This is a genomic window from Steroidobacter gossypii, from assembly GCF_016801985.1.
Taxonomy (GTDB): domain Bacteria; phylum Pseudomonadota; class Gammaproteobacteria; order Steroidobacterales; family Steroidobacteraceae; genus Steroidobacter; species Steroidobacter gossypii.
Map to the genome: position 1 here is coordinate 347,897 of NZ_JAEVLS010000006.1, position 14,104 is coordinate 362,000.

At 62.0% G+C, this 14,104-nt stretch carries 16 protein-coding genes; 5 read left to right on the forward strand and 11 right to left on the reverse strand.

What is annotated here, in order from left to right; all coding sequences use genetic code 11:
• Positions 1 to 3: 3 nt before the first annotated feature.
• A complete protein-coding gene (locus tag JM946_RS25270) occupies positions 4 to 603 on the forward strand; it encodes a DUF4142 domain-containing protein (protein ID WP_203170158.1) in 600 nt (199 codons plus the stop codon).
• A gap of 43 nt (positions 604 to 646) precedes the next feature.
• On the opposite strand, the gene JM946_RS31385 is transcribed toward JM946_RS25270, so the two are convergent.
• From JM946_RS31385 to JM946_RS25310, 8 genes are all read right to left on the reverse strand, one after another.
• The gene (locus tag JM946_RS31385) at positions 647 to 835 is read right to left on the reverse strand and encodes a DUF2934 domain-containing protein (protein ID WP_203170159.1); all 189 of its coding nucleotides are present in this window, start codon (positions 833 to 835) and stop codon (positions 647 to 649) included.
• A gap of 65 nt (positions 836 to 900) precedes the next feature.
• Positions 901 to 1,926 carry a cytochrome c oxidase assembly protein gene (locus tag JM946_RS25280; RefSeq protein WP_203170160.1) on the reverse strand — a complete coding sequence of 342 codons (1,026 nt, stop codon included), beginning with the start codon at positions 1,924 to 1,926 and terminating at the stop codon, positions 901 to 903.
• On the reverse strand, positions 1,914 to 2,285 hold the full coding sequence (locus JM946_RS25285) for a hypothetical protein (protein ID WP_203170161.1): 372 nt from the start codon (positions 2,283 to 2,285) through the stop codon (positions 1,914 to 1,916). Before JM946_RS25285 ends, JM946_RS25280 begins: the two co-directional genes overlap by 13 nt.
• A complete protein-coding gene (locus JM946_RS25290; RefSeq protein WP_203170162.1) occupies positions 2,282 to 2,887 on the reverse strand; it encodes a cytochrome c oxidase subunit 3 in 606 nt (201 codons plus the stop codon). Before JM946_RS25290 ends, JM946_RS25285 begins: the two co-directional genes overlap by 4 nt.
• Positions 2,884 to 4,797 carry a cytochrome c oxidase subunit I gene (gene ctaD, locus JM946_RS25295; protein ID WP_203170163.1) on the reverse strand — a complete coding sequence of 638 codons (1,914 nt, stop codon included), beginning with the start codon at positions 4,795 to 4,797 and terminating at the stop codon, positions 2,884 to 2,886. Before ctaD ends, JM946_RS25290 begins: the two co-directional genes overlap by 4 nt.
• Positions 4,794 to 5,810: a cytochrome c oxidase subunit II gene (gene coxB / locus JM946_RS25300; RefSeq protein WP_203170164.1), complete on the reverse strand. Its 1,017-nt coding sequence runs from the start codon at positions 5,808 to 5,810 to the stop codon at positions 4,794 to 4,796. The genes ctaD and coxB overlap by 4 nt, the downstream gene beginning before the upstream one ends.
• A complete protein-coding gene (locus JM946_RS25305; RefSeq protein WP_203170165.1) occupies positions 5,807 to 6,352 on the reverse strand; it encodes a c-type cytochrome in 546 nt (181 codons plus the stop codon). Before JM946_RS25305 ends, coxB begins: the two co-directional genes overlap by 4 nt.
• A complete protein-coding gene (locus tag JM946_RS25310; protein ID WP_269141105.1) occupies positions 6,330 to 8,243 on the reverse strand; it encodes a PQQ-dependent dehydrogenase, methanol/ethanol family in 1,914 nt (637 codons plus the stop codon). The genes JM946_RS25305 and JM946_RS25310 overlap by 23 nt, the downstream gene beginning before the upstream one ends.
• A 111-nt stretch (positions 8,244 to 8,354) precedes the next feature.
• Here JM946_RS25310 and JM946_RS25315 point away from each other — a divergent pair, with 111 nt between their 5' ends.
• Positions 8,355 to 9,110: an OBAP family protein gene (locus tag JM946_RS25315; protein ID WP_203170167.1), complete on the forward strand. Its 756-nt coding sequence runs from the start codon at positions 8,355 to 8,357 to the stop codon at positions 9,108 to 9,110.
• A gap of 52 nt (positions 9,111 to 9,162) precedes the next feature.
• Positions 9,163 to 9,435, forward strand: a complete 273-nt coding sequence (locus tag JM946_RS25320) for a hypothetical protein (RefSeq protein WP_203170168.1) — start codon at positions 9,163 to 9,165, stop codon at positions 9,433 to 9,435.
• A gap of 61 nt (positions 9,436 to 9,496) precedes the next feature.
• On the opposite strand, the gene JM946_RS25325 is transcribed toward JM946_RS25320, so the two are convergent.
• The 3 genes from JM946_RS25325 to JM946_RS25335 form a co-directional block, all read right to left on the reverse strand.
• On the reverse strand, positions 9,497 to 10,012 hold the full coding sequence (locus JM946_RS25325; protein WP_203170169.1) for a DUF4142 domain-containing protein: 516 nt from the start codon (positions 10,010 to 10,012) through the stop codon (positions 9,497 to 9,499).
• Positions 10,013 to 10,152: 140 nt separating this feature from the next.
• A complete protein-coding gene (locus JM946_RS25330; RefSeq protein ID WP_203170170.1) occupies positions 10,153 to 10,617 on the reverse strand; it encodes an SRPBCC family protein in 465 nt (154 codons plus the stop codon).
• Positions 10,618 to 10,673: 56 nt separating this feature from the next.
• Positions 10,674 to 11,096 carry a hypothetical protein gene (locus JM946_RS25335; protein WP_203170171.1) on the reverse strand — a complete coding sequence of 141 codons (423 nt, stop codon included), beginning with the start codon at positions 11,094 to 11,096 and terminating at the stop codon, positions 10,674 to 10,676.
• 151 nt (positions 11,097 to 11,247) lie between these two features.
• On the opposite strand from JM946_RS25335, the gene JM946_RS25340 reads away from it, so the two are divergent.
• The gene (locus JM946_RS25340) at positions 11,248 to 11,637 is read left to right on the forward strand and encodes a hypothetical protein (protein ID WP_203170172.1); all 390 of its coding nucleotides are present in this window, start codon (positions 11,248 to 11,250) and stop codon (positions 11,635 to 11,637) included.
• Between the two features lie 204 nt (positions 11,638 to 11,841).
• Positions 11,842 to 14,088, forward strand: coding sequence for a TonB-dependent siderophore receptor (locus JM946_RS25345; RefSeq protein WP_203170173.1), 2,247 nt, complete (start codon positions 11,842 to 11,844; stop codon positions 14,086 to 14,088).
• Positions 14,089 to 14,104 lie beyond the last annotated feature (16 nt).

Genomic DNA, 14,104 nt, shown 5'->3' on the forward strand with positions numbered 1-14,104 from the left:
TTCATGTCACGCTTCGTATCGACATTCATTCTGGCCGGCAGCTGCGCGCTGCTGGCGTCCACCGGCTTCGCGCAGGAAGGCGCCAATCCCGCGGGCATGTCGCCCGATACACCAGGCAAGGAAGCGGCGATGCCAGCGCCCGAAGGCTCGAACAATCAGGACAAGCTGTTCGTGCGTCAGGCGGCGCTGGGCGGTCGGGCGGAAGTGGAGCTGAGCAAGATCGCGCAGAAAAAGGCGAGCAATGCATCGGTGCGCGAGTTTGCCGACCGCATGGTCGAGGTGCATTCCAAATCCAATCAACAGTTGCTGCGCGCGGGCAAGGGCTTGAATCCGGATCTGCCCAGGGATCTGGATCCCGAGCATCAAAGAGTGCGCGACGAATTGCAGAAGGCCTCGGGTCAAAGCTTCGACATCGCGTATATCTCGGCGCAGATCCAGGATCATCAACGCACCGCCAACCTGCTGCAGTGGCATATCAGCATGGGGCAGAACGAGGCGTTGAGGAAATATTCCATGCAGACGCTGCCCGAGGTGATGGCTCACCTCGAGCACGCCAAACAAAACTACGCGATGCTGACTCAGGGCGCCGGTTCCGCTCGGTGACCCTGTCGACGGGGCAGCCAGGCTCTCTCGCTCGCGAGAGAGCCTAACCCGTGATCTGGTTCTCCGGCGCGCTCTGGCGTTGCTGCTCGGCCTGGTCGATCTCTTTCTCTGCCTGCAGCCAGTCGCTCAGCTCCGCGCCGGGAGCGAAGCCACGTTGCTGCGCCAATTCATACGCGCGGCGCGAGATGCGAGTCCAGCGATTTTGCGGAGCTTCCGGTTCTGTGGGTCGCACGTCCGTGCGGACGACATCCGGTACTAAAGCCTCCGGCACGCTCTCGTCCGCGTTGTCGGGCCGGTTCAGGACCGGATCGATTTTGACGATGTGTTCCGAAGATGATTGTCTTGCCGCGCGCATGGCGTTGCCCCCGAGAAGCGCTGTAGGACTGTCGTATCGAAACGCAGCAGAGCCGCGTCGGGTCCCTCCGATTGTAATGTTTCCGGTGCGCGATCGGCCGAGTCTCGCAACAGCGCACCCAGCAGTATCAGCGCGGCGACTGCGTGCACCAGGCCGCCTGGAATCCACATCAACAACCCAGCCAATTGCTGATCTTCAACGGGCGTCAAGCCAAACGGCGCGAGCCCCATCTGAGCGTAGCGCGGATACCAGGGACTTTGCGATAGCGCCATGAGGGCGCCGAGCGCACCGCTCACCACCGAAGTCGCGAACAGACAAAGCACCGCCAGCGCGCGGCCGCCGTGCGCCTGCTTGTTGTGGAACATCGCCGACCAGAACAGCAAAGCTGAGATCAGGAACGACAGGTGCTGTGTGATGTGCCAGCCATCGGTGGCCAACGCCAGTTCGAACAACGTCGGTGCGTGCCACAACCACAGCACAGCCGCCTGAAGCACCGTGGCGGTGATCCCGCCGCTTAGAAACTTCCATGTACCTCGCATGGGCGCGCTTTGCACCCAGCGCCCGATGATCTTCCGAGCCGGAGCGGGCCACGCCCACAGCATCGTTTCCAGCGGACGCGACAGCACCAGCAGCGGCGCGGCCAACAGCATCAGGAGCTCGTGTTCGACCATGTGCAGCGTGAAAGAGCTTTCGCCCGCTTCATGCAAGGGCGAAACAGCCGCAGCGGCCAGCGTGAACCAACCGACCGCGAACAGAATGCCACGACGGCGCACAGTCGACCGTCCCGAGTTTGAACGCCGAAACAGGCGCTGACCGCCGTACGCGTATAGAAACAACGACAGCGCGAGCGGAACGAGGATCTCGGCCGTAAGCGTCCAGCCCGGTTCCTCGTGCGGCACGGCGCTAGGGTGCGACCAGCACAGCGCCGGCGCGGCCAGGCATATCGCGAGGACGATCAGCCGAAACACGACGGTAGAATGATGTCGGCCAGCATTTGAACCAACACCGTCAATCCGAACAGTGTGGCGGACATTACGCTGAGCAGCGGAATGAAAACCTCCAGCGCATCGGCTTCCTCCGCAGCGAAGCCGCCCGCGCTCCGCCACGAGCGCCACCCGAGCCAGCCGGTGGCCACGATGACCGCCAGCGCGATTGCACCGGCAATCAGCGACACGGCGTTTGGCCCTCGATCGCAGGCGGCAAAACTGTAGTTGGAGCCGAACTGATGATGGAAGCCCCACGCCATGGGCGCGAGCACCAGTCCGGTCCAGGCGCGCCAGCCGGGCAGCCGCAGCCCGAAGCTCATGCGTTCTTTGAAACTGGTCATTTCATCATCCTCGGCACCCAGTACAGCAGCGCGTAGATCGGCAGCCACGCGATGGCGACGAAATGCCAGTACAGACAGTTGTCGGCCACATCGGAAAAGTGGGTGCGCTCCAGGTCGTGCATGTGCGCGAACACGGTGAGCACCAGGGTGTCGACCCAGTCGGTGACCAGGTGCACGGTATGCAGGAACAGCAACGCCCAGACGATGGAGCCGTAGGCATTGTCGTCCCAGCTCACGTTGAGGGTCTGAAACTCGAAGTAGCGGATCACCATCAACGCCAATCCGATGAGCGTCATCAAAGCCAGACCGATTCGAGTCTGCCGCAGGTGCTCGCCGTGCGCCGCCCGGTCGGCCCAGACGTTCGGAATCTCACTCAGCATCATCAGCACCGTGAAACAGGTACCCAGCAACAGCTCGGGAGGCACGCGGTGCGGCGGCCACGGCGTGCTGTGATTCATCAAAAAGAAATAGGCGCCGCCGGCCAGCACGAACACCGTGCCTTCGATCAGGATGAAGCCCAGCACGCCCCACCAGATCAGCGAGCGATGGCTGAACGCGGCGTCCGGCAGGGAAGAAACGTCGCCGACGATTCGAGGTTTCATGGCGCCGTCCTCTGCTGCAGCACACGAGGCGGCGTCGGCCACATCCAGGCGATTAGACACACCGCCACCGGCAGCGAGCCCCAGAGCACCGCGCGGGCATCGAAGATGGAGGCGATGAACCAGATCGCGGTTGCGATCGCTGTCCAGAAGGGCCAGATGGACGGTTCCGCCGAGTGCTGTCGTATGTCGGGCACGGCGGCAAGCGCCGAGGTGCAGAGCACTTCTCGATGGGCGGGCGACAAGCCTTCCAGCACTTGTCTCGGCTCGGGCTGCCACAGCGCCTCGCGCCCGGTGACCACCGGGATGTGCATGAAGTTATAAGGCGGTGGCGGCGAGCTCGTCGCCCATTCCAGAGTCGACGCGCCCCAAGGATTGTCGCCGGCGGGCTCGCCCTGTTTGAGCGAGCGTGCCGCATTCACAATGAACAGCAATACGCTCGCACCGATCATCAGCGCGCCGAGCGTGGACAGCAGATTCAACGATTCCCATCCCAGGCCGTCCGCATAGGTGTAAACGCGGCGGGGCATGCCGGCCAACCCCAGGATGTGCATGGGGAAGAAAGTGACATTGAAACCGATGAAGAACAGCCAGAAGTTCCAACGCCCGAGCCGCTCGCTGAGCTTGCGGCCGGTGAACTTGGGAAACCAGTAATAGAAGGCGGCGAACAGCGGAAACACCGCGCCGCCGATCAGAACGTAATGGAAGTGCGCCACCACGAAATAGGTGTCGTGCAGCTGCAGATCCAACGGCACCGACGCAAGCATGACGCCGGTCAGGCCGCCGAGCACGAAGATCACGATGAAGCCGATGACGAACAGCAGCGGCGTCATGAAGCGCGGCTTGCCGTCCCAGAGCGTGGCGATCCACGCGAAGATCTGCATGCCCGAAGGAATCGCGATCATCATGCTGGCCGCGGTGTAGAAACTGCTGCCGAGGTGGGGCAGGCCGGTGGCGAACATGTGATGCACCCACAGGCCGAAGGCCAGCAAGCCGGTGGTCACCAGCGCCAGCACCATGAGCGTATAAGCGAAGATGGTCCGGCGCGCGAAGGTGATCACGATGGACGACACCATGCCGAGCGCGGGCAGAAAGATGATGTACACCTCGGGATGACCGAAGAACCAGAACAGGTGCTGCCACAGCAGCGCGTCGCCACCTTCCACGGGATTGAAAAAGTGCGTGCCGATCAACCGGTCGGCGATCAGGAAGCTGGAGGCCAGCATGACTGCCGGCATGGCGATGATGACCATGAAAGACGTGACCAGCATGGCCCACAGGAACAGCGGCATGCGCGCCAGGGTCATGCCCGGCGCGCGTTGCTTGAGGATGGTGGCGATCAGCTCCACCGCCACGGCGAGCGCCGCCACTTCCGTGAAAGTGACCATCTGGGCCCAGAAATCGGTGCGCTTGCCCGGAGAATATTCCGGGCCCGCGAGCGGCACATACGAAAACCAGCCAGTCTCCGGGCCTGCGTTCATCAGGAAGGCGATCCAGATCATGACGCCGCCGAACAGAAACACCCAGTAGCTGAAGGCGTTGAGCCGTGGAAAAGAAATATTCCGAGTGCCGCACATCAGCGGCACCAGATACACGGCTATGGCCTCCATGATGGGCACGGCGAACAGAAACATCATGGTCGTGCCGTGCATGGTGAACAGCTGGTTGTAGCGATCCGGATCGATCAAGTGGCTGTCCGGCTGCGCCAGCTGGATGCGCATCAGCAGGGCCAGCACGCCGGCGAGCACGAAGAACACGAACGCCGTGATCACGTAGCGCCTGGCGACGATTTTGTGATCGACCGTCGCCAGGCGCTCGAACAGGCTCTGTCCCGTGCCCCAGGTGCGCGTCAGCTGCGCATGCTGTGCGGTGATCTCGGCGGGATCGGCTTCGCGTGGCAGCGCTGTGGTCATTTCAAGCTGTCCAGATAAGCCGTCAAAGCGTTCAGATCGCTGTCTGAAAGTTGCACCACCGGCATGTGATTGCCGGGCTTCACGGACTGCGGATCACGCAGCCAGTCGCGCAGATCCTCGAACGAATAGGGCCGGGCACCGGCGGCGATGGTGCGGCGACTCGCCAGATGCGTCAGGTTCGGACCGGTTTGGCCGGAGGCGGGTGTGCCTGCGATCTGGTGACATGCCGCGCATGGGCCGCTCATGAAGATTTCGTGACCTCGGATTTGCTCGGGAGTGCTCGGCGCCGGTGCTGGCGTCAACTGTTGCTGGCGCCAGCGGGTGAACGCGTCGGGGTTCATCACCGTCGCATCGAGCGCCATCTTGGCGTGTTGCAAGCCGCAGAACTCGGCGCACTGACCGCGATACTCGCCTTCGCGTCGCGGTGTGAGCAGCAGCGAGTTGATGCGCCCTGGGATCAGGTCTTCCTTGCCGCCGAGGTTGGGAATCCACAGGCTGTGAATCACATCTTCGGCATGCAGTTCGAGCAGCGCCGGCTGGCCGACTGGCAGGCGCAGTTCGTTTGCTGTCACGACGCGCTGATCGGGTGCCATGCCCTCGTATTCGACCTTCCACCACCACTGCGCGGCCGTGACCTTGATCTTCAGCGCGTCGTCCGTTCGCGCCTGCGCCAGGCTGCGATCGATGAAAAAGGTGGCCAGGCTGAGCACGAACAGACCGACGACGATCAGGCCGACCCAGCCACCCAGCGCCATGCGCAGCGGGTGTTCGGCGCGACTGCCACTGCCATGAGTCAGTGGCTCCGCATCGAGCGCATGGCGAGCACGCCAGATTGCGTGGGCCAGAAAGATCAGCACCAGCAGATACATGAATCCACAGACCCAGAGCATCAACGTCCATAGGTCGCCGATGGTCGCTGCTTGATCGCCGGCGGCGTCGAGTGCTGCCTGCTGGCCCGAGCAGCCTGCCAGCAACACGACCAGGGCCGCGCAGATGTGCTTACGGCCGCTCATCGGTTCGATCTCGGCGGCTCGCTGCGCTCCGGTGTCGGCGGAACCTGGGTCAGCGGCTTGGTGGTCTTGATTTCATCGCCACGCGAAGGCACCGCGTCCTTGGCGGCGTTGCCGCTCATCGAACGGACATAGGCGGCAATCTCCCAAACCTGCTGCTCCGGAATGCGCCCCGCGAACGAGGGCATGCCGTTCGGCCGACCTTCGACGATGCTGGAGAAGATCTGCTCGATCTCGCCGCCATAACGCCATTCGTCGTCCATCAAGGGCGGGCCGATGTCGCCGCCGCCGGCCGCGTGGCAGCTATAGCAGTTGTACCACTCGTAATAACGTTTGCCTTCGCTGATGTGAAAGGCGTTGCGCTCGTACTCGGCCGCTTGCGGATTCTTGGCCACCGGTCGCGGCGTGCCGCCGGCGCGAAAGTCGGTAGGCGAGACGTCGTTGATAGCGGGCGCTTCTTCGTGAAACGCGCGCGTCTCGCGTTCGCACCCCGCAAGCAGGGTGCAGCCGAGCAGCAGCAAACTAGCGAGGCAGCGCGAATACATAAAGCATTCCACCGATGCCGCTTTGTTTCTTCAGTTCGCCGACCATGTTGCCGAAGCCCTTGGCCGCGGTCGGATCGCGCTCATCGAGCTCGCCCGATACCATCGCGCCCGCCCAGCCGCCGATGCCTGAAAGGATCGCGACGTACTGGCGACCGTCCGGGCCACGAAACGTGGTCGGCTGACCGATGATTCCGGAGGCGGTCTTGAACTGCCAGAGCACTTCACCGGTTTGCGCGTGCACGGCTTTGAACCAGCCTTCCAGGTTGCCGTAGAACACCACGTCGCCCGCAGTGACCGCCGTGCCACTCCACACCGGCCAGCGTTCGGGCACACCCCACAACTTGCGCCGCGCGACCGGATCCCAGGCCATCAGTTCGCCCACGTTGCCGTCGCCGGGCCCAGGATAGAAACGGGCGTTGACGCCGATGTATCCGGTGCCGGCGATGTATGAAACCGGCTTGACCTCCCAGTCCATGCACATGTTGTTGTGGGGCATGTAGATGAGGCCGGTGCGTTTGCTGAAGGAAGACGGCGTCCAGTCCTTGGCGCCGGGCGAGTTGGGGCAGACCTCGCGCACGACTCTGCCCTGCGAGGGCGTCTTGTCCTCGTTGTAGATCAGTCGGCCGGTTTTCAGATCGACGCCCTTGGAGGCGGTTATGTATGTGTATGCGTCGGCCGCCAGCACCTCGCCGGTGACGCGGTCGATCACATACATGTAGCCATTGCGCTCGGGCCGCACGACGACTTTGCGCATTTGGCCTTGCCACTGCATGTCGAGGATGAGGTTCTCGTTCACCGCGGAGTGATCCCACAAGTCGTGCGGGCTGAATTGATAGAACCAGCGCGCTTTGCCGGTATCTGGATCGCGCGCGAAGATGCCGTTGGTCCAGTGGTTGTCGCCGGGCCGCACCTCGTGATTCCAAGGGCTCGGATTGGACGTGCCGTAATAAATGAGATCGAGTTCGGGATCGTAGGAAATCCAGCCCCACACCGTACCGCCGCCGATTTTCCAGTGCTCGGGCGGCCATTGTGAGACGCCCAGATCTTTGCCGCGGTATTGCGGATAGAAGGGTTTGAACTCGGCGTGATCGATCAGTACGTCACTATCGGGGCCCGTGGTGAACGCGCGCCAGGCGATCGAGCCATCCGAGGCGTCGAGTGCGGCCAACCAGCCTCGCGCGCCAAATTCCGCGCCCGAGTTGCCCACCAGCACTTTGTTCTTCACCACCAGCGGCGCCATGGTGAAGGTGTCGCCGTAGTTGAAATCTCCTACGCGCGTTTTCCATAGCAGCTGCCCGGTTTCAGCATCGAGCGCCACCGTGTGAGCGTCTAGAGTGTTATAAAAGATGCGACCGTTGTAGTACGTCGGACCTCGGTTGACCGGCTGGCAGCACGCCACGCCCTGCGATGCCGCTGCGGGCTTCGGATCGAATTTCCACTTCAGAGCGCCGCCGGGCTGCGTCAGATCCACCGCATATAGAATGTTCGGATAGGGTGTCACGAAGTACAACGTATCGCCGATGACGATGGGCGCCGATTCCTGGCCAAGCAGCGTGCCCGTGGCGAAGGTGAAGGCCACTTGCAGCTTGGCCACATTGTCCGTTGTTATCTCATCGAGCCCGCTGTATCGCGTGTTTGCATAGTCGCGGCTAGGCATGATCCATTGGCCGTCTTCCGGTGGCGAGGCGGCTGCCGGAGCGGTGACATCTGTTGACTCACCTGCCGCCGGAACTGGGACAGGCGCGGCCGCGCTGGCGCTGTTCGAAGGCGAATCAACATGCGCCAAGCCATTCTGATCGGGTTGTTGGCACCCCAGCAGGGCGCAACTCGCCAACGTGATCGTCCACCCGAAAGCACGTGCGAAGCTGGAGCGAGAAAACAACTCTTGCATGCTTCGTACAACAAAGCGGTGCAAGGTAAGTTCCGCACTACCTACGTTGCGTAGCGGAACTTTGCTGGGATGTCCGCATTGGACTCGCATCACGGCGGCCGGAGAGTTGACATGAGCGCGTCTGTGCGAGGACTGCCATTGCTGCTGACCTGCGCCTGTCTGATCGCCGGCTGCGGTGGAGAAAACACCAGTTCGAACGTCACAGCTCCCGGCGCGGAGCAAGCGCCGAAGACCAAGGTGCTGGAGTCGGGTGCGAATCTGCTACAGGACAAAGCGCCGTTGGCTCAGTTGAATGCCTATCTCGACGGCTTCCACTTCTACAACGGCAACATGCAAGGGCAAATGGAAGCGCACCACTACTGCGGGCATGTCAACGAAGACGTGATTCAATGCGTGATCTTCGACGGCAACGACGAGGACGCGAAGATCATGGGCATCGAGTACATCGTGACCGCGAAGCTGTTCGCCGGCTTGCCCACCGAAGAGAAACACCTATGGCATAGCCACGTGCACGAGGTGCGGTCGGGAACGCTGGTGGCGCCAGGCATTCCCGAAGTCGCCGAGCGCGAGCTGATGACCAAGATCGCCGGCACCTATGGCAAGACCTGGCACACCTGGCATACGGATCGGGAACATGTGCTGCCGACTGGCTCGCCAATGCTGATGATGGGCTTCACGGCCGACGGGCAGGCGAATCCGCAGATGATTGCCGATCGCGATGGTCGCATGAATATCTCCAGCGACGAGTTGCGCCGGCGTCGTGCCGATATTCCTTATCCGAGCATCGATCCGGACGCCGACGCCTGGAGCAAGGGCGTCGTCATGCAGTTGCGCACCGAAAGACTGCAACAGGGAACTCCACGCTGACCCCGGGGTTGAAGTCTTGTCAGATGACAGGGGACTCACCACAGGAGGCCAGATGGCAACCCGCAAACGAGCCAAGAAAAAACAGTCGAGCAAGAATAAGACCGCCCGGAGCAAATCCGCTCCGGCCAAATCCACCCGGAAGAAGTCCACCCGCAAGGCAGCCAAGCGCACCTTGATCGCTCCGAAGGGCGACAAACGTTACGTGCGTCGGACCTCGCGCGGTCGATTCAAAGAGAGCGACGACGTGAGTCGGTCGCTGTCGACCGATCGCCGCAAACGGGCCAAACGCAAGGCGCCGCGTGGCCAGGGGGATAAAGGCGACTGAAGCCGCATCTCTGGATTGAAAACGTGGAAGCTAACCGGGCCGGTTAGCTTCCACGCACATGCTACTTCTTGGCGAGCTTCGCTTCGAGTTGCTGCGCTTCGGCCAGATGTTGCTGCAGCGTCGGCAGCGTCTTCTTGGCGAGCGCGCGCATCTCGGGATCGAGCGTCGTGTCGTTGGCCGCGGTCTCGAACAGCTCCACGGTTGCTTTGTGGTCGCGCACCATCTGCTGCATGAAATCGTGGTTGAAGTCCGCGTCCGCGGCTTGCATCTCGAATTTTTCCTTCATGCCCTTGTGCATCATGTCCGGCTCGGTGGGCACCTCGAGGCCCTTCTTCTTGGCGACAGCCATCAACTCCTTGTTGGCCTTGGTGTGATCCGCCACCATTTTCTGCGCGTACGCTTTCACCTCGGCATTGGTCGCCTTCTGCGCGCCCAGCTTGCCCATCTCCACTTCAGTGGCGCCCGATGCGCCGGCCTTCTTGGCGAAATCCGCTGCCGATATCGCATCGTCCGCGCCCAGCGCAGTCGCGCTGGCGGCGCCTAGCGCTGCCATCAGCAGCATGGTCGTGATCTTCATGGCCTACCTCGCTTATAACTTTTTCCGATCAAAAAAAAATATTCCATCTGTCCGTTCGTCGGTTCGGCATGAAGCGAACGCGCCGAGCACGCGTCTGTTCCCTTGACGACGTGCCCGGCGCGGGCAGGGCGTAAGCTATTTCAAACGGGTCGGCTCTTATCGACTTCACCGCGCCAGGCGCCAGTTTCCTGGCCGCGCGACTCGATGAACTTCTTGAAGTCCCGCACCGAGTTCTCCACTCGAGCACTGAATAATCCCATCGCATCGCCCACGTTTTCCATGGCGCCCTCCGGCTCGTAGGCCAGCACCAGACGCACGCGAGTGTGATCGGCGTCGATCGGCTCGAAGCGCACCGTTCCGGCATTCGGGGCGCCGGAAACACTCTTCCAGGAGATGCGCTTGTCGGGCTCCTGCTCGGTGATCTCCGCATCCCATTCCTTGTCCTTGCCCCAGATGTCGGCGCGCCAATGCACGTGCGTGTCGTCGAGTTGACGCACTTCTTTGACGCCGTCCATGAAATGCGGGAAGTCTTCGAACTGGGTCCATTGGTTGTAAACCGTGCGGATCGGGCAATTCACCTCGACCATTTTTTCCACGTGTTCCATGACGTTCTCCGGTTGCTTTGGGTAACCAGCGAACGCCATGCAGCGACATGGGGTTCCTAATTGGTTTCCTGATCGGAGTCATGATCCGGGCGCTCGCCATCTGGATCGCTTTCCGGTGGGCCGCTGTGGGACTGGCCGTTGCCCCTGTACGAGTCTTTCCATGGGTCCTTCCAGGGGCGCAACAACTTGCGGTACTTCATTTGCTCTCGGGCGACGTACTCCTCCATGGCGCGGTCGCGTACGTAGCCGGCGGCATCGGGGAGGGAAGGACTGCTCTCGTAGTTGGAGCGGACGATGCGCAAGCGTGGCAGCAATGCCCGCGCCGCGCGCAGCGCCGCCAGGGATTTGGCGTCGTCCCGGGTCAGCAAGTCGCAATTCAGCGCCACTGCCACGTCCAGATCTTCCAGCCACAATTCAACGAGGTACATCAAATTGTCGATGGTCTGGTCGATCACGACGACGGGGTTGCGGTAGTCCATGGCGGCGCACGGGGAAGGCTGGGATACTGTTGTTATATACAGGTGGTCCAGGCACTTCAATAGGATTTCTCAGACGGATCGCGCCGGCCGGCTCCAGTTCGTGAGACATAACGAATAGACCGGCGGGAAGACTCGTGTATGGAGATTGCAAATGATCGGAGCTAGCAGACTGGCGCTGCTCATCGCAGCGGCGGGCCTGGCGGCAGGAGCAGCGCAGGCCGCGGAAATCTTTCGAGCCCATTACGAGATCAGCGTCGCGACCAACGGCACCGACAGTACGGTGCGCTCGACGTTCGAGACTCGACCTGGCGAGGCGTTCACATTGGACCTGCCGCCGAACCAGGTGGCCATGGAAGTGCGGCGCCTGGCCGGGGAGAACTACGAGCTGCAAGTGACCGTGAAGCCGGCCAAGCAGCCACAGGCACGACCTTTGTTGAGCCGCACTTATCAAGGCATTCTGGGCCGGCCGCTCGAACTGAGCACCGTGGCCGACGCCGTTCAGGTTGAGGGTGCGATTTCAGTGGTGGTATTGAACCGCTGAGCGGGCCACGCGCGGGACTTTGCTTCCCGAATGCGAGCCACTATCATTTCGCCGCCGTGCGCCCCAGCTCCTCGAATTGGGGCGCCGCGGCCGTTAGCCCGCCGCGGTCGAGTCGCTCGACCTCAAAGCCAGCCAGTTCCATCGAACATTTCTAACAGGCTCGGCTTGCCATGAGCATCATGGGCGCCGCGCCCAGGAATTCCCATGGCTCTGAAATGCGCTTTGCTGGGCAGCGCCGTCTTTGTCGTCGCCAACGTCGCTATCGCCGAAACCGCCGCGGATGTTTCCGAACGCAACACCATCGTCGTGACGGGGGTGCGCGATAAAGGCACCGGCTCCGGCACCAAGACCGACACGCCGCTGATGAAAACGCCGCAGACCATCACGGTCATCGACGCCGACGAGCTGGCACGCCGCAATGCCAGGTCGATCAACCAGGCGCTCACCTATGTGGCGGGCGTTTCGCCCAATCAGCGCGGCGGCATGGTCACACGCTATGACCAGATGTATCTGCGCGGCTTTGCACCGGGCTTTTATCTGGACGGCATGCGATTGATCGCCGGTCCGTACTCGACGCCGCAGATCGATTTCAATCGCGTCGATCGTCTCGACGTGGTGAAGGGACCGGCGTCGGTGTTGTACGGCAACTCCACGCCAGGCGGCCTGGTGAATCTCACCAGCAAAGTGCCCGAGGCGAGCGCGTTTCACCGGGTGGAAGTGTCGGCCGGCAATTTCGATTCGCAGCTGGGCAACATCGACATCAATCGTCCGCTCGACGACGACGGTCGCTGGCTGTTCCGGCTGGTGAGTGGCGCCCAGCGCAACGAGGGTTTCACCTCCATGACCGAGAACGAGCGCACCCACCTCAGCCCGATGCTCACGTTTGCGCCTTCGGCGCAGACCATCCTGACGTTGATCGGCGCTTATCAGCACGATCCGAAGGGCGGCGGCTACTCGGGCGTGCCGGCGTTCGGTTCGGTGCTGCCCAATCCGTTGGGCGAATTGCCTGAAGACATCAACACCGGCGATCCCAACTACGAAATCTTCGATCGCTATCAACGCTCGCTGGCGGCGCTGTTCCGGCACGACTTCAACGACGCCGTGTCGCTCCGGAGCAATGTGCGCTTTCAGAACACGGACCTGAGCTACCGTCAGATCTATGTTGCGGGTTTTGCCACCACGGGACCGACTGCCACTCGCAACACCGACTTTTCGACCATCATTCGCGGCGGCGGTGGGGCGGATGAGGATTTCGACACCCTCACTGCCGACACCAGCGTGACCATCCGCTTCAGCACCGGCGCGCTGTCGCATCATGTGTTGACGGGCTTGGACTATCAGAACATCGACGGCGAGAATTTCCAGCACTTCAACACCGGAGTCACTGCCAATCCGTTGACGAGCATTCCGAACCTTAGCTTGTTCGCTCCCAGCTACGGCGGTGTGATGCCGACGTTCGATCTCACGCAGTTATCCAACGGCTATACCAACAATCGAACCGAGCGCGAGCAGATCGGCGTTTATTTGCAGGATCAGATCGAGATCGATCGGTTGCAGCTCATTGCCAGCGGCCGCTATGACACGTACGACCAGGACACGCTCAACAAGCGGACTGGCGTCAGCACGCCGCTGTCACAACATGCTTTGACCATGCGGCTCGGGGCGCTGTATGAGCTGCCTGCCGGGTTCGCGCCGTTCGTGAGCTATTCCGAATCGTTCGAGCCGCAGGCGGGCAGCACCTATCAAGGTGAAGCGTTCGATCCGGTCACGGGGCGGCAGTATGAAGTCGGGTTGAAGTATCAGCCCGCCAACCTCAACGCGCTGTTCACGTTCGCGGCCTACGATCTGCGTCGGCAGAAGGTGCCGGTAGGGCATCCGGAAGCGGGCACCAACGGCATCCCGAACAACGCGCAGATTCAGATCGGCGAGGTCAAAGTGCAAGGCGCGGAGCTCGAGGGTCGAGGTGAAGTGCTGCCTGGCCTGGAGATCGTGGTCACCGGCAGCTACACCGACGCTGAAATCACTCGGGGCGCGCCGGCGAGCGGTGTGACACCTTCGACGACCGGCACGCGGCCGCTCGGTACGCCTGAGTGGATGGGCACGTCGTATGTCACGTATGACTTTGCCGCGAGCCGAGCCGAAGGGCGATTGGGTGGACTGACTGTTGGCGGAGGCATTCGTTACGTCGGTGGCTCGGACGGCACGACCACCTATTTAGTGGTCAACGGCGTTACCCAGTTCACAGCCTTCACGACCGACAGTTTCACACTGGTGGATGCGATGGCCAGCTACGATCTCGGGCGCTGGTCCCCGGTGCTGGACGGCGCGCAGCTGGCGTTGAATGTCGCCAACGTGTTCGACAAAAAGCATGTGACCGCCTGCCCGTTCAGCAACAGCTGCTACTTCGGCGCGTCGCGGACCGTGCTTGGGACGCTGCGCTACGAGTGGTGACGCACTTGAATTGATG